20 protein-coding genes are annotated in these 19,787 nt (G+C 64.9%); 14 read left to right on the forward strand and 6 right to left on the reverse strand.

Annotation, left to right across the window (positions count from 1 at the left end; all coding sequences use genetic code 11):
- Positions 1-289: 289 nt before the first annotated feature.
- A complete protein-coding gene (locus ACXMDY_RS06020) occupies positions 290-2,011 on the forward strand; it encodes a DEAD/DEAH box helicase (RefSeq protein WP_259701673.1) in 1,722 nt (573 codons plus the stop codon).
- Between the two features lie 25 nt (positions 2,012-2,036).
- Positions 2,037-2,369: a hypothetical protein gene (locus ACXMDY_RS06025; protein ID WP_457767503.1), complete on the forward strand. Its 333-nt coding sequence runs from the start codon at positions 2,037-2,039 to the stop codon at positions 2,367-2,369.
- 16 nt (positions 2,370-2,385) lie between these two features.
- Here the strand turns inward: ACXMDY_RS06025 and ACXMDY_RS06030 are convergent, their stop codons facing one another.
- Together ACXMDY_RS06030 and ACXMDY_RS06035 are read right to left on the reverse strand one after the other, a co-directional pair.
- Positions 2,386-2,586, reverse strand: a complete 201-nt coding sequence (locus ACXMDY_RS06030; protein ID WP_259701675.1) for a hypothetical protein — start codon at positions 2,584-2,586, stop codon at positions 2,386-2,388.
- Between the two features lie 139 nt (positions 2,587-2,725).
- Positions 2,726-2,920: a hypothetical protein gene (locus ACXMDY_RS06035; RefSeq protein WP_259731993.1), complete on the reverse strand. Its 195-nt coding sequence runs from the start codon at positions 2,918-2,920 to the stop codon at positions 2,726-2,728.
- A 93-nt stretch (positions 2,921-3,013) separates the two neighbouring features.
- Here ACXMDY_RS06035 and ACXMDY_RS06040 point away from each other — a divergent pair, with 93 nt between their 5' ends.
- The 6 genes from ACXMDY_RS06040 to ACXMDY_RS06065 all read left to right on the forward strand — a co-directional run bounded on the left by ACXMDY_RS06040 (position 3,014) and on the right by ACXMDY_RS06065 (position 10,361).
- Positions 3,014-4,810 carry an ABC transporter ATP-binding protein gene (locus ACXMDY_RS06040; RefSeq protein ID WP_259701676.1) on the forward strand — a complete coding sequence of 599 codons (1,797 nt, stop codon included), beginning with the start codon at positions 3,014-3,016 and terminating at the stop codon, positions 4,808-4,810.
- A 99-nt stretch (positions 4,811-4,909) separates the two neighbouring features.
- Complete coding sequence (locus ACXMDY_RS06045) at positions 4,910-5,557, forward strand: ParB/Srx family N-terminal domain-containing protein (RefSeq protein WP_259701677.1); 648 nt, start codon at positions 4,910-4,912, stop codon at positions 5,555-5,557.
- Between the two features lie 243 nt (positions 5,558-5,800).
- Entirely contained in the window at positions 5,801-6,658 is an 858-nt protein-coding gene (locus ACXMDY_RS06050; protein ID WP_259701678.1) for an LCP family protein, read from the forward strand.
- 99 nt (positions 6,659-6,757) lie between these two features.
- On the forward strand, positions 6,758-8,533 hold the full coding sequence (locus ACXMDY_RS06055; RefSeq protein ID WP_259701679.1) for a TolC family protein: 1,776 nt from the start codon (positions 6,758-6,760) through the stop codon (positions 8,531-8,533).
- Positions 8,515-9,381, forward strand: coding sequence for an aromatic acid exporter family protein (locus ACXMDY_RS06060; RefSeq protein ID WP_259701680.1), 867 nt, complete (start codon positions 8,515-8,517; stop codon positions 9,379-9,381). Before ACXMDY_RS06055 ends, ACXMDY_RS06060 begins: the two co-directional genes overlap by 19 nt.
- Complete coding sequence (locus ACXMDY_RS06065; protein WP_259701681.1) at positions 9,342-10,361, forward strand: FUSC family protein; 1,020 nt, start codon at positions 9,342-9,344, stop codon at positions 10,359-10,361. The genes ACXMDY_RS06060 and ACXMDY_RS06065 overlap by 40 nt, the downstream gene beginning before the upstream one ends.
- On the opposite strand, the gene ACXMDY_RS06070 is transcribed toward ACXMDY_RS06065, so the two are convergent.
- From ACXMDY_RS06070 to psbP, 4 genes are read right to left on the reverse strand one after another with little or no spacing between them, the layout of a single operon-like run.
- Positions 10,343-10,549 (reverse strand): hypothetical protein, encoded by a 207-nt coding sequence (locus ACXMDY_RS06070; protein ID WP_259701682.1) that lies wholly within the window; start codon positions 10,547-10,549, stop codon positions 10,343-10,345. The two genes, ACXMDY_RS06065 and ACXMDY_RS06070, sit on opposite strands and share 19 nt — an antisense overlap.
- Positions 10,546-11,805, reverse strand: coding sequence for an NHLP bacteriocin system secretion protein (locus ACXMDY_RS06075; protein WP_259701683.1), 1,260 nt, complete (start codon positions 11,803-11,805; stop codon positions 10,546-10,548). The genes ACXMDY_RS06070 and ACXMDY_RS06075 overlap by 4 nt, the downstream gene beginning before the upstream one ends.
- Before the next feature lie 31 nt (positions 11,806-11,836).
- Positions 11,837-12,934 (reverse strand): FAD-dependent oxidoreductase, encoded by a 1,098-nt coding sequence (locus ACXMDY_RS06080; RefSeq protein ID WP_259701704.1) that lies wholly within the window; start codon positions 12,932-12,934, stop codon positions 11,837-11,839.
- Positions 12,935-12,946: 12 nt separating this feature from the next.
- Positions 12,947-13,531 carry a photosystem II reaction center PsbP gene (gene psbP, locus ACXMDY_RS06085; RefSeq protein ID WP_259701684.1) on the reverse strand — a complete coding sequence of 195 codons (585 nt, stop codon included), beginning with the start codon at positions 13,529-13,531 and terminating at the stop codon, positions 12,947-12,949.
- Positions 13,532-13,679: 148 nt separating this feature from the next.
- On the opposite strand from psbP, the gene recR reads away from it, so the two are divergent.
- The 6 genes from recR to ACXMDY_RS06115 all read left to right on the forward strand — a co-directional run bounded on the left by recR (position 13,680) and on the right by ACXMDY_RS06115 (position 19,547).
- A complete protein-coding gene (gene recR, locus ACXMDY_RS06090; RefSeq protein WP_259701705.1) occupies positions 13,680-14,255 on the forward strand; it encodes a recombination mediator RecR in 576 nt (191 codons plus the stop codon).
- 20 nt (positions 14,256-14,275) lie between these two features.
- Complete coding sequence (gene lipA, locus ACXMDY_RS06095; protein WP_259701706.1) at positions 14,276-15,187, forward strand: lipoyl synthase; 912 nt, start codon at positions 14,276-14,278, stop codon at positions 15,185-15,187.
- 6 nt (positions 15,188-15,193) lie between these two features.
- On the forward strand, positions 15,194-16,387 hold the full coding sequence (gltS, locus tag ACXMDY_RS06100) for a sodium/glutamate symporter (protein ID WP_259701685.1): 1,194 nt from the start codon (positions 15,194-15,196) through the stop codon (positions 16,385-16,387).
- A gap of 62 nt (positions 16,388-16,449) precedes the next feature.
- Entirely contained in the window at positions 16,450-17,469 is a 1,020-nt protein-coding gene (gene gap / locus ACXMDY_RS06105) for a type I glyceraldehyde-3-phosphate dehydrogenase (RefSeq protein ID WP_259701686.1), read from the forward strand.
- Between the two features lie 217 nt (positions 17,470-17,686).
- A complete protein-coding gene (locus ACXMDY_RS06110) occupies positions 17,687-18,448 on the forward strand; it encodes a 20S proteasome subunit A/B (RefSeq protein ID WP_259701687.1) in 762 nt (253 codons plus the stop codon).
- Positions 18,449-18,767: 319 nt separating this feature from the next.
- Positions 18,768-19,547 (forward strand): bestrophin-like domain, encoded by a 780-nt coding sequence (locus tag ACXMDY_RS06115; RefSeq protein WP_259701688.1) that lies wholly within the window; start codon positions 18,768-18,770, stop codon positions 19,545-19,547.
- Positions 19,548-19,787: the final 240 nt, after the last annotated feature.

Raw genomic sequence — 19,787 nt, forward strand, 5'->3', positions numbered from 1 at the left:
CACCCTTTGATTAAGGGCAAGGCAGTCTTGCTTCAGGCCCAATAGGCCAAAGATTTGGATCGCTGCCGGCCTGCGTTGAAGGACATTCCAGGCCAACGCCTCCACAATCTCCGTGACCCAGCCTTCCGCTTGCGAGAGCTTCGCGTGCTCTTCCGACAACCTCACGACTTCCGACAACCTCACCACGTCAGACGCCACCACCACGTCAGACACGATCAGCGAACAGGTCAGCTCCCATCCTGAGCCGGATTCCCTGATCCCTGCCGAGCCTCTCCAAACGGCCGCTCCCTTGATCTCCGTCTCTGGCACCCCAGGCGGCTTCGATGGCTTCGGCCTCAGCGCTCCCCTGCTTGAAGCCGTCGAAGCCTGCGGTTACACCACTCCCTCGCCCATCCAGAAAGCGGCGATTCCCGAACTGATGCTGGGCCGCGATCTGGTCGGACAAGCCCAGACGGGAACAGGCAAGACAGCGGCTTTTGCCCTCCCCCTGCTCTCACGGCTCGACCCCAGCCAACGCACCCCCCAGGTACTCGTTCTCACCCCGACCCGGGAGCTGGCTCTGCAGGTGGCCGAAGCGTTCAACACCTACGCCAGCAAGCTGCCCCAGGTGCGCGTCCTGCCGATCTACGGCGGCGCCGACTTCCGTGATCAGATCGTGCGCTTGCGCCGTGGTGTCCAGGTGGTGGTGGGAACACCGGGCCGGGTGATGGATCACATGCGCCAGGGAACCCTCGATCTGTCCGGGCTGCGCAGCCTCGTGCTCGACGAAGCCGACGAAATGCTCCGGATGGGGTTCATCGACGATGTCGAATGGGTGCTTGAGAAGCTTCCCGAACAGCGGCAGGTTGTGCTGTTCTCCGCCACCATGCCTGCGGAGATTCGGCGCCTTTCACGCCAATACCTCAAGGACCCCGCAGAAGTCACCATCCGCCAGAAAGGCGCCGAATCGAGCACGATTCGCCAGCGTCATCTGATCGTGAACGGCTCCCAGAAACTCGAGGCCCTCACCAGAGTTCTGGAAGCAGAAAGCAGTGAGGGTGTGATCATCTTCGCCCGCACCAAGGCGATCACCCTGGCCGTCACTGAAGCCCTCGAGCAACACGGCTACGACGTGGCCGTCCTGAATGGCGATGTTCCCCAGTCGCAGCGTGAGCGCACCGTCGAGCGGCTGCGAAGCGGCCAGGTGAACGTGCTGGTGGCCACGGATGTGGCCGCCCGGGGCCTCGATGTCGAGCGGATCACCCTGGTGATCAATTACGACATTCCCTTCGACAGTGAGGCCTACGTACACCGGATCGGCCGTACCGGCCGAGCCGGCCGCCAGGGCGATGCAATCCTGTTCCTCACCCCTCGGGAGCGCCGCTTCCTGACCGGTCTGGAGCGTGCGGTGGGCAAGCCGATCGAGCCGATGGCGGTTCCCAGCAATGCCGACATCAACCAGAACAGGCTCGACCGTCTGCGCCTGGAGCTCACCACCCTGGTCCAGCATCCCCGCGCTGCCGAGCAGGAGCTGGCCCTGCTCAGCGAGATCCTCCAACGGGTTGGAGGCGAGATCGAGGCAAGCCCGGAGCAGCTTGCTCTGGCTGCCCTCCAGCTTGCTGTCGGCACCAAGCCCCTGCTGGTTCATGGCAACGAAGACTGGCAACGCTCCACCGGCCAGCGTGATCGGGAACGCAGCCGCGATGACGACGACCGTCGTGGTGAGCGGCGGCGGCCCGATCGGCAGGGTCGCGATGGGTTCTCCAGGCAGGATGGGCCCTCCGTGCCGGATGCCGATATGGACCGGTTCCGGATCGAAGTGGGCTGGCGCGACCACGTCAAGCCGGGCAACATCGTCGGCGCCATCGCCAATGAGGCCGGTCTCGCCGGTCGCAGCATCGGGCGCATCCAGATCTTCGACACCCACAGCACGATCGATCTGCCCCAGGGAATGCCGGATGATGTGTTCACGGCGTTGAAGCAGCTGCGGGTCATGAACAAGGAACTTCAGATCAGCCGCCTCTCCAGCTGACGCCTTCCCTTTGATCGAGCAACCCATGCGCCGAGCACCGGATTTCGTCCCATCGTCCGACCAGAGGATGCGATACGTGCCCGGCTGGCTGGCTGTGGTCTCGGCCTTTTCCCTGATGCCGCTGGTTGCACTGGTGGGCACTGAGAAGGCTCAGGCCCAGAGCAAGGACGAGGTTGTGGTCGAGCGACTCTGCCTGGCTGGATTCAGCGCTGCCTTCCAGGCCGCCGGCAAAGTGGCACCACCAGGAATGAGCACCTACACCTGCTCCTGTTTCCTCGATCAGATCAATCAGGGGAGTGGACTGGATGCCGCCCAGTCCACCTGCCGAAAACGCACACAGGAACGGTTCAGGATGTGATCATCGCAGCCCTCCCTCAGGCGGTCTGGCCGGTCAGTCCGTCGGTGCAGAGGCAGGACACTTCCTCCAGGGATAGTCTTTCCAGGCTGGCGACGAACGCGTATTGAACTTCAGGGGTTTCGGTGCGAATCAGCGTTTGGAGCAGGTCAAAACGGTCGGCGAAAGCAAGCTCTCCGCTCTCACTCCAAGCCAGACTCCAGGCAACGGGCGAAGCCATGGGGTGAAATCGCAACGTTAGGGTTTCAGCACAATGAACCCAGATGGGCCAAATTGGCAACGCGTTTTTCGATCTCTTCGGATTTTCTTCCAATGCATCCCAGGGCTGGCCTCAGGGTGAATCACGCTAATTGATGGATTCAGAGCCTGCCGTCCTGCAGCTCGTCGAGATCAAGACTCAGATCCCGTGTCCAGCCCTGGGAGCGCAAGCTGGCGGCGGGCTCAAGCAGAAGCAGTTCGCCCTCGCGCTGCTCAGGCAATGAAGCGCGCAGGTGTCGACGGCGCAGTTTGGCCGTCCAGCGCTGGAACCGTGTGAAAGAGCGTGAGCGAGTCAACGGATCTGCTCCAATTGGAGTCTTTCCCGTTCTAGTGGCGCCGGCTGGGCAAAAACAGCTCATTTCAAACCGATCCTGAATTCCGCCTTCCGCATGGCTGCATCACCCGAGCATCCCGCCCTGGCCCGTCTGCTGGCCACGCTCGCACCCCATCGACGCCTGGTCTGGCTGGCTGCCACCTGCTCGGTGCTCAACAAGCTCTTCGACCTGGCCCCACCGGTGTTGATCGGCCTGGCCGTCGATGTGGTGGTGCGGCAGCAGTCGTCCTGGCTGGCGGCTTTCGGCTTCAGCAGCGTTCCCAGCCAGCTGGCGGTGCTGGGGGTGCTCTCCTTTCTGATCTGGAGCGCCGAATCCCTGTTCGAATACCTCTACGGCGTGCTTTGGCGCAACCTGGCCCAGACCGTGCAGCATGAGCTTCGCCTCGACGCCTACGACCATCTCCAGCGGCTTGAGATGGCCTTTTTCGAAGCGGGCAGCAGCGGAGGGCTGCTGGCCATTCTCAACGACGACATCAACCAGTTGGAGCGCTTCCTCGACCACGGCGCCAACGAGGTTCTGCAGCTGATCACCACGGTGCTGGCCGTGGGTGGCGCCATGCTGGTGCTCTCACCCGGCGTGGCTGGAGTCGCCTTTCTGCCGATCCCGGCGATTCTCTGGGGCTCCCTGCTGTTTCAGAAACGGCTGGCCCCCCGCTATCGCGACGTGCGCGATCGGGCCAGCGATCTCAACAGCAGCCTGGTCAACAACCTGGGCGGCATGCTCACGATCAAGAGTTACGCCGCCGAGTCCTGGGAACTGGAGCGGATCGGCCGGCAGAGCGAGGCCTACCGGAGCAGCAACCGCCACGCCATTCGGCTCTCGGCGGCCTTCATCCCTCTGATCCGCTTCGCGATCCTGTTCGCCTTCGTGGCGATCCTGGTGATCGGCGGCCTCCAGGCCTGGCAGGGGGCGATCGCGATTGGCAGCTACAGCTTTCTCGTCTTCATCACCCAGCGGCTGCTGTGGCCGCTCACCACCCTCGGCCGCACCCTCGATGACTACCAGCGCGCCATGGCCTCCACCGACAGGGTGCTTGACCTGCTGGCCACCCCGGTGGCGATCCCCAGCGGTGATCGGCCCCTTCCCCTGGCGGCGGTGCGCGGAGCACTGGAGTTCCTGGATGTGAGCTTCGGCTACGCCGGACGGGAATCCCTGCTGAAGGGCTTCGATCTGACCATTCCCGCCGGTCACACGATCGGAATCGTCGGGGCCACCGGCTCCGGAAAGAGCACGCTCGTCAAGCTGTTGTTGCGGCTCTACGAGGTGGATCAAGGAGAGATCCGGCTGGATGGGGTGCCGATCCGCAGTCTCAGGCTGGGCGACCTGCGGCGAGCGATCGGGCTGGTCAGTCAGGAGGTGTTCCTATTCCACGGCAGCGTGGCCGAGAACATCGCCTACGGCAGCTTTGACGCCACCCCGGCGGCCATTGCCCACGCCGCCGCGCTTGCCGAGGCGGCCGGCTTCATCGAGGCGCTGCCCGACGGCTACGCCACGGTGGTGGGAGAGCGGGGACAGCGGCTTTCCGGAGGCCAGCGCCAGCGGATCGCCCTTGCCCGCGCCATTTTGAAGGATCCACCGGTGCTGATCCTCGATGAAGCCACCGCCGCGGTGGACAACGAGACAGAAGCCGCCATTCAGCGCTCCCTGGAGTTGATCACCGCTGAGCGCACCACCCTGGTGATTGCCCATCGCCTCAGCACGGTGCGCCATGCCGACAGGATCGTGGTGATGGAGGAGGGCAGGATCGTCGAGAGCGGCCACCATGACGATCTCCTGCGGCATGGCGGTGTCTACGCCAATCTCTGGAGGGTGCAGGCCGGGCTGCGGGCCAGCGAAGCCCTGACGGCCTGAGCCGAGCGGAGGGCATGGCCGGCGGCAACGCCGCTAGCTGCCTGGATGTTGCACGATGTGAGGGAGGGCTCTCTTTTTCCGCACCAGCTGTGCTCGCCCATGGCGCCGATTCCAGGCCCGTTTCAGCCGTTGCCCCCGCCGGGGGGTGAACTCATCGAGCTGCCGCTGAGCTGCCTCCAGCCAACACAGCTCTGCCTGGGACTGGCGGAAGTGGAGGCACGCACCAGCGACTTCCGGCTCGAATCACCCCAGAGTCTGCGGCGCTATCTCCGCAACCGACCGGTGCCGATCGCCGTGAGCAGTGCCGGGGAGCACTGGATGATCGATCGCCACCACCGTCTGCGGGCCCTGCTTGATGTGGCCCCGCAGACCACGGTCTTCTGCTCGGTGGTGCTGGAGCTGGAAGGAGCCAGCCAGAGCTACTGCCTGGAGGAATTGAACCGGCGTGGCTGGCTGTATCTGATCGACCGGGACGGCCAGGGTCCCTACCCACCGGAACGCCTGCCTCGCCATCTGGCTGAGCTTCAGGACGACCCGTACCGGAGCCTGGTCTGGAAGCTGAAACAGGAGGGTCTGATCCGCCCGCAGCCCTCCGTGCCGTTCCTGGAGTTCCACTGGGGAGCCTGGCTGCGAAGACAACCCCTGCCGCCGTTCAGCTCCAGGAACCTGGAGCCGGCCCTGCAGGAGGCAAGAATGCTGGTGCGGAGCCGCCGCGGCGGCGGAATCCCAGGGGAAGGCTGGATCTGAAGCCAACACTTTTTCACCACTGTCGGGACAGCCTCTCTCCTTGCGATCTGGACCTGGCTCAGCGAGCGCCCCGGCAGCAAAGGATCAGGGAAAGATGAAATAGGATTAAGAGATGATGCCTCCCGTGGTGCAGCCTTCCCGGTCGGCTCTTCAGACCAAGTTCCTCCACCTACAACCGTTGCACCGACATTGAGACTCAGTTCCAAGCGGTCCAGATCCGGTCCCTGGATCGTGGTTTTCGCCATGGTGGCCGGCCTCAGCGGCGGGCTGTTGCTCGCGGCACCACTGGCGGGCCTGGTCAGCTCCGGCTGGAAGATTGACACCCGGGCCATCCCCAATCCGTTCACGGCCTGGGCCAACACCGACCAGGATTTGCTCGTGCTCGGCTCCGACGTCGGCGGTGGAAACACCGATGTGATGCTGACCCTGCGGGTTGCCGACGGCCACACCACCATCACCCAGGTTCCCCGGGACACCTACATCAATTCACCACGGTTCGGGCCGATCAAGGCGAATGCTCTCTATGCCTACGGCGGCACGGATGCCGTCAAGGAAGAACTCAGCCATCGGCTGGGCCGTCCAATTGGCCATCACCTCCTGATCAACCTGGGTGCCATCCGGAGGATGGGCGATGTGCTCGGCGGTGTGGAAGTGAACGTGCCGAAGCGGATGTACTACGTCGATAACAGCCAGGGGCTCTACATCGATCTCCAGCCTGGTGTGCAGACCCTGAAGGGCAGGGATCTGGAAGGCTTCCTGCGCTGGCGCCACGATGAAGCAGGGGACATCGGTCGGATTGATCGCCAGAAACTGGTGCTCAGTGCCCTGTTCGCCAAGCTGACCCGGCCTGAGAATCTGGTGCGGCTGCCGAGCTTGCTGGCAGCGGCCGGCGATGACGTCAAGACCGATCTCGGGCCGATGCAGATCGGCGGCCTGATCACCGCGATGGCCGCCACCAACCTCAGTACCGAACGGATCGGTGGCCGACCCTTTGATCAGAATGGCATCAGCTACTGGGAAGCAGACTGGCCGGCCGTGAGCACGGACAGCTCCAGCAGTGGCGATGGGGCCAGCGAGGGTCGCTACCGATTCCTGTTCTGATTGCACACCGCCGGGGATGAAGCCCGACGATCAACCACGGTCATGGGGCTCCCGAAGACGTGGATCCTGGGGAACGGTTCTCGCCATCGCCCGCCAACGATGCTCCGGTTGCCACGGCATGAGGTGATGGGGAGCAAAGGCAACCATCGGTTCTGCAGATCGGGCGGCTCTGCAAGGCTGAGCTTCGGCCTGTTCGCCTGCTGGCTGGCCCTGCAGGGGTCCGCCATCCCCACCGGCACCCGGGCTCTGGAGCGCTCCTGGCAGCGGCTTGATTCAGAGCTGCAGTGGCTGGATCAACTGCTGCCGGAGCCAGCCCCCGCGACAGACTCCGCCGGCCAGAAGCCCAGTGGCAGCACACCAGCCGGGCTGGAGGCAACGCCGCCGCTGGCCCTGCCGAGCGCAACCCAGCTGAGGCGGGCAGGAAGCCAGAACCTCAGCCTTGAGCAATCCATCGCCATCGCCCTCGCCCAGAGCCCGAGCCTGGAGGCCAGACGGCTGGACGTGGCCGCTGCCCTGGCGCAGCTGCAGGCGCAGCTGGGGGCTTTCTGGCCAAGGATCTCTGCCCTGGCGGGCCTCGGCTACAGCCAGAGCGCCAGCGCGTTCGGGGTACCCCAGGGCAATGGCCGGCTGGGTTTCGGGCCCAACTTCGCCGCCAACGGCCTGCTTGCCGCAGACGGATCGACCACCGACGGCCCCTTCTTCGTTCCAGGCGGCGGCAACGCCAGGCTGAGTCAGGGGGTGCGTTCGGTGGCCGGGAGAGTGGAGCTGGAACTGGCCCTGCTCGATTTCGCCCGCCAGCCGGCGATCCAGGCGGCCCGTGCCCGGCTGCGGATGGGCCGCCAGGCCTACGCCAATGCCCTGCGCCAACGGCAACTGGAGGTGAGCGAGGCGTACTACGGCCTGCAGCGCGCCGACCAACTGGTGCGCATTCGCGACGCTGATCTGCGCAATGACCTGGTGATCCTCCAGGACGTGCTCGCCCTCAAGCAGGCAGGGCTGGTGCCCCGGCTCGATCTGCTGCGCCGCCGGGCGATCGAAGCCGACAGCGAAGAACGGCTGATCCAGGCGAGGGCGGATCAGGCGATCGCCCGTCGTCGCCTGGCCCTGCTGCTCAACCTGCCGCCTGGGATCACCCCTGGCGCCGGCGATCCGATCGCCCTGCAGCCGCGCTGGCCCCTCGATCTGGAGTCCAGCCTGCTGGCCGCCTACGCGGGAAATCCCCAACTGGAGGCGTTGCTGGCGATGCGAGAAGCCCTGGCCAACGAGAAGGAGGCCCGGGCCGCCGAGCTGTTGCCGAGCCTGAGCCTGGCTGCCAGCGCCGGAGCCGCCGGCAGCCAGAGCCAGCAATGGGATGCCAGCGGCGACTGCTGTGGTGCCACCGTGATCCCGATCCTCAACACCGGCAGCACCGAGTGGTCGGTGGCGCTCACCTTCCGCTGGCTGCTCTTCGACGGGGGACGGAGCGCCGCCGAAGTGCGGGCCCTGGCCCGCCGCGAGGAAGGGGAGGCCCAGCGGTTCGCCGCTGCCCGCAACGACATCCGCCTGCGGCTGGAGCAAGCCTTCTTCAACCACGAGGCCAGCCTCGCCCGGCTGGCCTCGGCCCGGCGCGGCGTGGCTGCCAGCCTGGAGGCCTTCCGTGATGCTCGCCTGCGCTATCAGAGCGGCCTGTCCGATGAGGTGACCCTCTCGCTCACCCAGGACCGGCTGATCACCAGCCTGGTCGGGCGGCTCGAAGCCACCGTGGCCGTGAACATCACCTATGCCCAGCTCTTGCGTGACCTGCTTCCCGGGCCCTGGGACAGCGCAGCCGCTGCCCCGCCGGTGACGCTGACCCTGCCGAAGGAGGAGGCCGCGCGATGGGATTCCGCCCGCTGACCACCGAGCAGTGGCACAGCAGCCTGCGCATCGGGATCGCCAGCCTGATTGCGGCGGCGATCACGCTGCGCTGGAACGGCTCCAGCAGCCTTGATCTCTGGTACTGCCTCTACGGGGTGGCCCGCAGCAACCTGGCCGATCAGAGGCTTTCCAGCCGTCTGGCCAGGGAGCGGATCGTGGGCACCCTGTTCGGAGGCGGCGTCGGCTGCGCCCTGCTCCTGCTGGGACCGGGGTGGATCTGGATCGGGGTCGGGTATCTGTTGGTTCAGCTGCTCGGCAGCCACTGGAACCTGAGCGGAGGCAGCCGCAGCAATGGCGCCGTTGCTGTGCTTCTGATGATGATGGTGCCGGCGGATTCAGCTGCCGGTCCCACCTATGTGCTCGCGAGGGTGCTCTGGCATCTGCTCGGGTTATCGATCGGCATGGCGGTGGAGCACCTGTTCTGGCCGAGGGGCGACCGGGAACAACGGGAGCAGCTGGAGGCGAAACTGCTGGGCCTGCTGGCCGATCTGGATCTTCAGCCCGATGCCGTCCGCGCCCAGCGACAGGAACGCCAGCTGGTTGAACTGTTCAGGCAGATCCGGGAAATGGCGCAGCTGAGCGCCCATTCCGACCCGTCCGTCGGCACGGATCTGCCAGGGGAAGGGCGGCTGCAGGCGCTGGAGCAGGCGGTGATCCATGGGGCGGCGTTGCTGCGCCACCCCCATGGACCGAGCGCCGACGGCCCCCTCGCCCAACGCTGCCTGTCGCTGGAGCGCGAGGCCCTGGCGGGCAAGCTGGCCTTCCTGACCGGAGCGGTGGGCCCGGCATGGGCAGTGGTCCCGGCAGGGGCAGCCGCGCCGGCATGAACACCGCCCTGACCGTGCGAAACGCCGTGGTGCTCAGCCTCACCGCCGGGCTGGCCGAACTGTTCCGGCTGCCTGAAGGGCTGTTCATGGTGCTGGCGGTGTTGCTCAGTCTGGAGGGCTCGATCGGCCAGGGCCGCAAGGCGGCGCGCGAGCGGGTGATCGGCACCTTCTGTGGAACGGCGGTCTGCCTGCTGCTGCTGGGCCTGCTGCAGTGGAGAGGGGTGCCGGCCGCGACACTCGGGCTCAGCCTGGTGCGGGTGCTGGGCCACGGACTGGGGCTGAGCAGCGGCTTCATCGTGGGTGGCCATGTGGTGGCTGGCTCGGTGGCGAACCACAGCAGCGACTGGCCCACCTACATCGGGCTGCGGGCCGTGGAAACCCTGGCCGGGGTGCTGATCGCGGTGCTGGCGGCCCGCTGGATCATGCCGGTGCGAGCCAGCCACCGCCTGCAGCTGGCCCTGGGCCAGTGGCGCCGGGAGCTGGCGGCGGCGCTGCGCCAGCCGGAGCGCTCAGCAACACGGTTGAGCCTCCTGCGGGGCCAGCGGGATCAGCTGCTCGACCAGCTTCCCTTCGCCCGCGAGGAACTGCTCCCCACTCCCGGTGCCCTGGCAACACAGTGGGATCAGCAACTCTTCCATGGCGGCGCCCTGCTCAGCGGCCTGCGCGACCTCAGCCAGCCGGACCCGGCGGTGCCGCCCGAACTGCGACGGGCCCGGGACGCGCTGTTGCGGCAGGCCGCGGATCTGCTCGATGCCAGCCTGGCGGGACGGGACCAGGCTGGCGTGGAGCAGCAGCGTTCCTGCCTGCAAAAACTGAGGCAGGCCTCCAGCGAACTCGTTGCCCTGGCAGGCCGACCCGACTCCAGCCATGACCCCGGCGAAACGGCGCTGGACCTGCTGGCGCAGTGGATCCACCGCAGCCGGTTGATCGGTCTGCACGCCGAGGCGATGGTGGAGGCTGCTCAGGGGGAACCATCCTGAGCAGCCTGGAGCCAGCGCTCCAGCCGGTAGGCGAGCAGCACCACAAGAACCACCAGCCAGAACCACAACTCCGGCGCATTGGCGTTGAGCAGCACCACGAAGATGGCCGCTTCGGCGATCAGCCAGGGCAACTCCCGCCGCAATGTGGTGGTGGCCGGAGGTGATTTTCGTGGACCTGGCGAACTCACTTCCGATCCCCCGGGCCTGGGTTGGCATCGAAGCCGCGGAATCCACCGGTGAGGTTCCGCAGCCCCGGCAGCACGTAGGAAAGCGGAGTGCGCCATTCCACATAGGCGTGGGTCACGGTGGTGAGCCCCTCCCGCACCGGAAAGACGCGACTGCCCTGCGACAGGGTCCAGCGATAGCCATCAACACTGCCGGGGTCGCGCTCCAGCCCGATCTCGGCCCGCATCACCGGTCCTGCTTCCACCAGCGCCTTGGCGAGCTGGGGGTTGCCGATCGTGGTGGAGATGTCGGCCTCGGTGGCGGGAAGCACGTTCACCCTCTTCACCTTGCCGACGATGCCACCGAAACGGCCCCGCTGGTTCCAGTCGGGAACAACCTCTACCGGCAGGCCATCGCGCAGGCGGCGGGCATCGGCCGGAGCGAAGTAGGCGATGGCCCGCAGCGCTGCAGCGCCCGGATCCCGGCCGATCGTGCCCAGCCGCTGGCCCACCGCCACGGTCTGGCCGGGGATCACCTGCAGGTCGAGCACCACACCGTCGCGGTCGGCGTGGAGGCGGCCGTCAAAACCAAGCTGGGCCTCCGTGACCCTCAACTGACGGCGCAGATCATCAATGCGGAAACGCCGCTGCAGGGCCTCGGTTTCAATGCTCAGCCTCACCTGCTGGAAGCTGGTGAGCAGCCGCTTCTCCTCGATCCGCACCTGATCGAGGCTCACGCCGGTGCTGGTCAGACCCTGCTCGACCGCCACCACCTCCGTGGAGAGCGGGGCGACCACGTCGCGCTGCGCCAGCCAGTCGAGGTTGGAGAGCTTTTCGCTGTAGGTGCCCTTGAGACGGCCGAAGCGGCCGCGATCCGCCGCCAGCTTGGCCAGAGCCGTGTCAACCGCCTCTTTCTCACTGAGCAGTCGCAGCCGATCGCGACCGGAGAGCTGCAGGTCCTGGCGTTCCAGCTCCCGCAGGTTGGCCCGCTGTTGCTCCAGCTGCCGCTCGAGCACGGGCAGGTGGAACGCGATCAGCACCTGCCCCCGCCGCACCCGATCGCCCACGGCCACATGGAGCCGGCGCACCTGGCCACCGGCACGGGCATCGAGCAGACCGGCGTTATCGGGCAGCAGCAACACCCCTTTGCCCACCACTTCGGTCGGCACGGCCCAGAAGCAGGCCCAGAGAACCAGAGCTCCAGCCATGGCACCCAGGCTGCATCCCACCTGCTGATGAGGTGTGAGCCCCTTCCTGGCCGTGGGAAGTGGAGCGTTCATCGGCTCAGCATGCAGGGTTTCGCTCCAGCTGTCAGCAACCCGGCAGCCGTTCCAGGGCAGCGGAGTCGCCACCGATCGCCGCCGCCAGCAGGGGGGCCAGCGGCGGCACCAGGGCAAACGGGCCGCTGAAGCCGGCAAAGACCCACAGCCCCGGCCAACCCGGAACCGGTCCGACCAGGGGAACTCCCGTGCTGGTGAAGCTCACCGGCACCTGGAGGAACGGCGCCTCCAGCACCCCCAGCCCCGGGTCGATGGCAGCCAGGGCCTGGCGAAGGGCCGCTTCGAGTCCAGCAGGTGATGGTGGCGGCCCGCTGGCCACACCCGGCCGCACCAGGGTGGTCTGGCCCAGCAGCAACCCCTTCCCCCAGGGGGCGAGGCCCGCATCGACAACCCACTCCTCGCCCCTGAGCCCGGCAGCCCGGTCCTCCAGCCCCTGGCGTCCACCCAGCAGCGGCATGACGATCTCCGCAGCGTCGGCCAGCGCCTTCGGCAACAACGATGAACAGGCAGCGGCATCCTCAATGGCCAGCAGACCGGCCCAGCTGACCCGCAGCCGATCAGGCAAGGCCGACAACAAGGAGCGGCAGCCGGCTCCGGCCGCGAGAACCACCTGATCAGCCGGAAGCGATTCCGCCCGGAGGGGGCAGGCAACGGCCTGGATCCGCTCCACCCCGGCCCGATCGAGGGCGGCGGGGAGGGCGCGGAGGAGGCTGGGGACATCGACCCGGCCATAGGGCAGCCGCAGGGAGCCCGCCGTTCCTTCTTCAACCGGCCATCCCGTCCCGGTGGGCAGGTGGCGTTCCGCCCGATTCCGCACCCCGGCGAGGGCGGTTTCGATCGCAGCGGCCGCAGCCGCACAGCCGCTGTTCCGCCAATGGAGCAGCAGGCTGCAGGGCTGCCAGCCGAGCGGCCCATGGCGCGCTTCCAGGTCGTGCCAGCAGGCCGGGGCCGTTGCCATCAGGGCACCGAGTGGACCAGGGGGGCCAGCCCACCAGGGCACTCCCCCATAGCTCAGCCCGGTGGCGCCAGAACGGGCTGAGCCGGAATCCTGCAGCAGGACCCGGGCTCCGGATTCGGCCAGGGACAGGGCCAGCAGGCTGCCGGCCAGGCCGGCACCGATCACCAGCACGTCCGCCAAAGCTCAGATCCGCAGCGTGAAGGAGGTGATCACCTGGTGGAAGAGGGTGTGCACCTTCTGCCAGCGGTCCTCGTTGGTGCTGGCAGCCAGGGTGTAGAGCCGGCCGCGGTCGACCACAACGGTGGCCAGTTCATGGCGGTCGCGGCCGGCCAGATGGACGGCGTATTCAAGGTCGAAGAAGGTGTGGTCACCGTCCTGGCGTTCCACCGCCTCGACCAGCTCGGCGCGACGTCCGCTGCCCTCGGGGGCGATCACGATCCGGCCGAGTTTCTCCCCCACCGCCTCGGCGCTCTCCAGCGAAGCGAGTTCATTGGTGGCGTTCACCTCGGAGATCACCAGGCTGAGGGTTTCGTCGCTGTTGATCAGGTCGTGGAACACCACCTGGGGTCCACCACTCACCGCCACCCGGCTCCAGCCGGTGGGGTAGAGAAAGGCGTAGCGCCCGTCGGGGCTCTGGAAGGAGTTGAGGCCAGCGGCGGCGGCACTGCAACCGGCCAGGCCACCGCCGATCGCGAAGACTCCGAGCACCAGGGCCAGCAGCCGGGAAAGCAGGGGAGCGGGAAGGACAAAAGGAACGCGCGGAACCATCGTCGGCTGGCAGAGGCGAGGGAGATGCGCCATGGCACTCAGACTATTGTCGCCGCCGCCTGGCGGACTGCATCACCGCCGGCCTGGCCCCTAGATTCCGGCCAGTTGCGGCGGTTCGCTGAGCGGCTTCACCCGGCCCCTGGCCCGCCTGATCGACCAGTTCGAGCGGCTGCCCGGCATCGGCCCCCGCACCGCCCAGCGGCTGGCGCTGCATCTGCTGAGGCAGCCGGAAGAACAGATCCGCAGCTTCGCCGACGCGCTGCTGGCGGCCCGCAGCCAGGTGGGCCAGTGCCGGCGCTGCTTCCACCTGTCGGCGGAGCCACTGTGTGAAATCTGCCTCAACAACGAACGGCAGAATGGCCAGCTCTGCGTGGTCGCCGATTCCCGCGACCTGCTGGCCCTGGAGCGCACCCGGGAGTTCAAGGGGAGTTACCACGTGCTGGGCGGATTGATCTCGCCGATGGATGGGGTGGGCCCGGAGCTGCTCCATGTCCAGCCCCTGGTGGAGCGGGTGGACCGCGAAGGCATCACCGAGGTGATCCTGGCGCTCACCCCGAGCGTCGAAGGCGACACCACCAGCCTTTACCTGGCCAGGCTGCTGCGGCCGTTCTCACCGGTCAGCCGCATCGCCTACGGCCTGCCGGTGGGCAGCGAGCTTGAGTACGCCGATGAAATCACCCTGGCCCGGGCCCTGGAAGGACGGCGCAGGATGGACGAGCAATGACCGGCACGGAGAAGAAAGGAATGGGTCCGAGCAGCCGATACAGCGCCATCGCCCCGGCCGAGCGTCTGCCCGAGTGGCTGAGACGGCCGGTGGGGAACGCCTCTGATCTGGAGACGGTTCAGGGGGTGGTGAAGCAGCAGCGACTCCACACGATCTGCGAGGAGGGCCGCTGCCCGAACCGGGGCGAGTGCTACGCGGCCGGCACGGCCACCTTCTTGCTGGGCGGTCCGATCTGCACCCGCAGCTGCGCCTTCTGCCAGGTGGAGAAGGGCCAGGCGCCGGTCCCCTTCGACGCCGGGGAGGCCGAACGGGTGGCGGAAGCGGTGGAGGCCCTGGGCCTTCGCTACGTGGTGCTCACCGCCGTCGCCCGCGATGACCTGGCCGACCATGGCGCCAGCCTGTTCACCGGCACGATGGCCGCGATCCGGCGCCGCACGCCCCAGGTGTCGATCGAGCTGCTCACCCCCGACTTCTGGGGTGGCCACCGCAGCGAAACCGAGGGGCTGGCCGCCCAGCGACGGCGCCTCGGCACGGTGCTGGAGGCGGGGCCGGTGTGCTTCAACCACAATCTGGAAACGGTCCGGCGCCTCCAGGGGGAGGTGCGTCGCGGTGCCACCTACGAGCGCTCCCTGGGCCTGCTGGCCGCCGCCCGCCAGCTGGCTCCCGCCATCCCGACCAAATCGGGGTTGATGCTGGGACTCGGCGAAACAGCAGACGAAGTGATCGAAGCATTGGCGGATCTTCGCCAGGCCGGCTGTGAACGGCTCACCCTGGGGCAGTATCTGCGGCCCTCCCTGGCCCATCTACCCGTGCAGCGCTATTGGGAACCCGAGCAATTCGTTCGCTTCGGCGAGGTTGCAAAACAGCTGGGATTCAGCCAGGTGCGCAGTGGGCCGCTGGTGCGCAGCAGCTACCACGCCGGGGAGGATTGAAGAGCAATGCAATTCGAAAGCTTCTCCACCTTCAACATTGCCATCGTTGTGCTGGCGATCGGCCGATGGCTCAATCAACGGGTGGCGCTCTTGCGGGAGTTCAACATTCCGGAGCCGGTCAGCAGCGGGCTACTTGTCTGCCTTCTGCTGGCCCTGTTCCACAGCGTCACGGGAATCGAGGTGGGCTTCAATCTGGCCACCCGTGATTTCCTGCTTCTCTACTTCTTTGCGGCGATTGGACTGAACGCCGACATCAGGACTCTGCGGGCGGGCGGGCGGCCCCTGCTGGTGCTGGTGGTGGTCACGGTGGTCTACATGATCCTTCAGAACCTCACCGGCGTGGGCGTCGCCACCCTTCTGGGCCTCAATCCACTGATCGGCCTGCTGGGTGGATCGGTGTCGCTGCTCGGTGGGCACGGCACGGCAATTGCCTGGGCACCGCGGTTCGCCGCCAGCCACGGGGTGGAGAACGCCCTGGAGATCGGCATCGCCTGCGCCACCTTCGGCCTGGTGCTGGCATCCCTGATGGGTGGCCCGATCGCACGTCTCCTGATTCGCGGCAACAAGCTCCAGCCAGCCGTCCGCAGCATGGCTTCAAGGGTGGATGACGGTGGGCGTCCCGCGGAGCCGATTTCCTATTTCAGCCTGCTGACCACGCTGTTCTGGCTGAACGTCAGCCTGGCGCTGGGCGAGGCTCTGCACGAAGGCCTGCGTGCCATGGGACGCCAGTTGCCGTTGTTCGTCTGCTGCCTGTTCGCCGCCATCCTGCTCACCAACACGGTGCCACGGCTGGCCCGCTTTCCATGGCCCGCCGGCAGCCGCTCCCTGGCGATCGTCTCGGACGTCGCCCTGGGAATCTTTCTGACGATGTCGCTGATGAGCCTGCAGCTCTGGACGATTGCCGAGCTGGCCGGCCCGATCATCACGATTCTGGCCGCCCAGTTCGTGCTTGCCTTTCTGTTCGCCATTTTCGTGATCTTCCGGGTGATGGGTCGTGATTATGAAGCCGCCGTGATCTGCTCCGGCTTCGGTGGCATCTCCCTTGGCGCCACCCCCACGGCCATGGCCAACATGGCAGCTGTGACCCAGACCTATGGCCCGGCCCAGCGCGCCTTCATCATCGTGCCGCTGGTGTCGGGGTTCTTCGTGGATATCAGCAATGCCATTGTGATTCAACGCTTTCTGAACTGGCTGGGCTAAGCCGGCTGGCTGCTAGATTAAAACAAGATCCTCACAACTTCAAGCCGCAGGGAGAGTGTCTCATGACCATCAAGATTGGAATCAACGGGTTTGGCCGAATCGGCAGACTGGTATTTCGGCGTGCCATTGAAGCCAGCGATGTGGATGTAGTTGGCATCAACGATCTGCTCGATGTTGATTACATCGCTTATCTGCTTCGTTACGATTCAACCCACGGCCGCTTCCAGGGGGATGTCACCGTCAACAGCGGCAATCTGATCGTCAACGGCAACACCATCCGCGTCACCGCCGAGCGGGATCCCCGCCAGCTCAACTGGGGAGCGGTGGGAGCTCAGATCGTGCTGGAGTCCACCGGCTTTTTTCTCACGGATGCCACCGCCAGGGCCCACATCGAGGCCGGGGCCAGCAAGGTGGTGCTCTCCGCCCCCTCGAAAGACGACACGCCGATGTTCGTGATGGGGGTGAACCACACCAGCTACGCCGGCCAGGACATCGTTTCCAATGCATCGTGCACCACCAACTGCCTGGCGCCGATCGCCAAGGTGCTGCACGACAACTTCGGCATCAGCTCAGGCCTGATGACCACCGTGCATGCCACCACCGCCACCCAGAAAACAGTTGATGGCCCGTCCGTCAAGGATTGGCGGGGCGGCCGTGGCGCCGGCCAGAACATCATTCCCTCCTCCACCGGAGCGGCCCGGGCGGTGGGCAAGGTGATCCCGGCCCTGAACGGCAAGCTCACCGGCATGGCCTTCCGGGTGCCCACTCCCGATGTGTCGGTGGTGGATCTCACCGTGAATCTCTCCACCCCCACCACCTACGAGGCCATCAAGCAGGCGATGCGAGCGGCGGCCGCAGGACCGATGCAAGGGGTGCTGGGCTACACCGAAGAGGAGGTGGTTTCGGCCGATTTTGTTGGTGAAACCTGCACCTCGGTGTTTGATGCCGGTGCCGGCATCGCCCTCACTGACACATTTGTGAAAGTGGTGGCCTGGTACGACAACGAATGGGGCTATTCCTGCAAATGCCTCGACCTGATCCGTCACATCGCCGGCCCCAGCCCAGCGGCCCAGGAAAGCTGAAACAGCCAGATCCATTCTGCCAAGCTGATTGAGCGGTTCATTCCTGATGAACCAGCGCTGACCAGCGGCATTCTCACCAGCAGGTCGATCTGCAGCAGGTCGATATCCGGAGCTCGAAGCTGGCAGGCTCAGAAGTTCCTCACTTCTTAACCTTCAAGGCCTCAAGCTTGCCTGGCGGATCGCTAAGATCATTGTCTGGATTCTGGAGTTTCAAGCGGTGACGTATTGCATCGGTTACTGGCTGGAGAAAGGGCTCGTCCTGGCATCAGATTCACGCACCAATGCAGGAGTTGATTATATCTCAAGCTACAGCAAGATGCATGTTTTTCAGCCGGCTGCCGATCGGATCTTCGTCCTTCTTGCTGCGGGCAATCTAGCCACAACCCAGGCTGTGATCAGCTGGATTCACCGCGATCTCGATCAGAAGATCGAAGCTACACCTGCAGCCAATAAAGACCTCCGATCATGCCAGTACCTCTTTGAAGCAGCCAGCTATGTCGGTCGTGTGAGTGTGGCTGTGCAACAGGAAAATGCTCCTGCTTTGCAGCAAGCTGGAGCCAGTGCCGGAGCTTCCTTCATCCTGGGCGGGCAGATCAGAGGGGAGGCCCATGGCCTGTACCTGATCTATGCTCAGGGCAATGCAATCAAGGCAACACGTGAAACTCCATACCTGCAGATCGGTGAAACAAAGTATGGGAAACCACCGCTCGATAATGTGGGGCATTCCAATCTTTCCCTGGAGGATGCAGCCCGGCTTTGCCTGATTTCAGAAGTTCTCACCCAGCGATCCAACCTCACCGTGGGTCCGCCCTTCGAGCTGGCCCTCATTCCACGGAATCACCTGGCGATCAGCCATCAGCTCAAGCTGGATGGGGATGCTCCCGAGCTTGCTGCCATGATCGAAACCTGGAGTGACGCCCAGAGGGAGGCGCTCTACCGCCTGCCTCATTTCTCCTGGGAGCATTCGGCGGCATCCTGACGCCGCAATCAGCCCACCCCCAATCACTCTCTCCTGCTCCTATTGGTGTAGTGGGATTGGTGTAGTGGAAAAGACTGAAGCCCCATAAGACAACAACTCTGAGGAGTGAGTGGATTGTCGATGCGGCAAGTTCAGTTGGTATGGACAGGCAAGCCTGACGGCTCAACACGTGGTATTCTCAGAATAATGATGATCATGTTTCAAGGTTGCATGCCTTCATTTGTTCTGGACGAACAGGATCTCGTCCTGGCGTGAGCAGCACCGACAGGACCCCCTGCTTGCAAAGCCAACTTTCACTGCTGTCCTGATTTGATTGAGCATGGAATTCCTAGCCGTATCACTCCTGTCAGCAACACTGCTGGGCCTGGGCATGGCTGGAAGCATCGAAACTGGCTATCGAATCGGGCGGCGGAGATTAATCAGAGATCCCGAAAGAACGATCGAAGGATTTAGCGCCGTTGAAAACTCTATCTTTGGAATTCTAGGGCTGCTCCTGGCTTTGACATTTACTGGAACACTATCTCGCTACGAGAATCGGGTCCATCTGGTATTAAAGGAAGCCAACGCTATTTCAACCGCCTACCATAATCTCGATGCACTGCCGAAGCAAGATCAAGCGAAGTTGCGGCCACTCTACAATGATTATGTTCAATCGCGTATCCAAGTCTTCCGATACTATGATGATCGAGAACGATCGAATGCCTACTTCCGTCAAAGTCTTGCCCTGCAAGACAAGATCTGGGTCATTGCCAGTGCCTCTGTTCTAAAGGATAAAAATCGAGGAATCATCACTCTTGTCCTGACATCAACCGGCGAGATGATGAATGTTGCCAACGAACGGCTGCAGGCGACTCGCACCCATCCACCGCTGATTGTTTACATCTTGCTGTTTGCTCTCGCCTTGGCTTCTGCCTTTATGGTTGGCCAGGATATGTCCGTAAATTCAAAACGGCCGCTCTTTTATATGATTATTTTCTGCCTGACCATATCCCTCATCACCTTCATCATTATTGACCTGGAAAACCCACGGGTTGGCCTGACAAGAATCAACATCCAAGGAGACAAGATCCTTTTGGAAACCTTGTCCCACATGAAATAAGGTTGGTTCTACCTCCAGGTGCACCCTCCCGGTGGGATGAAAACCAGCCCGGCAAGGCATCACTGGATGGCCTCCAGAGGTACGGGGCTGCCGATGTCGTCGCCCATGCGCAACTCCAGCCGTACCAGGAGTCATTCAAGCTGGAAGCCTGAGCGCTGAACCGGCGGGAGAGCGATCTGCACCAATGACCCAGGAAGTCCTGGTCGATGCAGTCGAGCCCCCAGGGCTATCCGCTGCCGA

The sequence above is a fragment of the Cyanobium sp. ULC082 genome, from assembly GCF_977927535.1.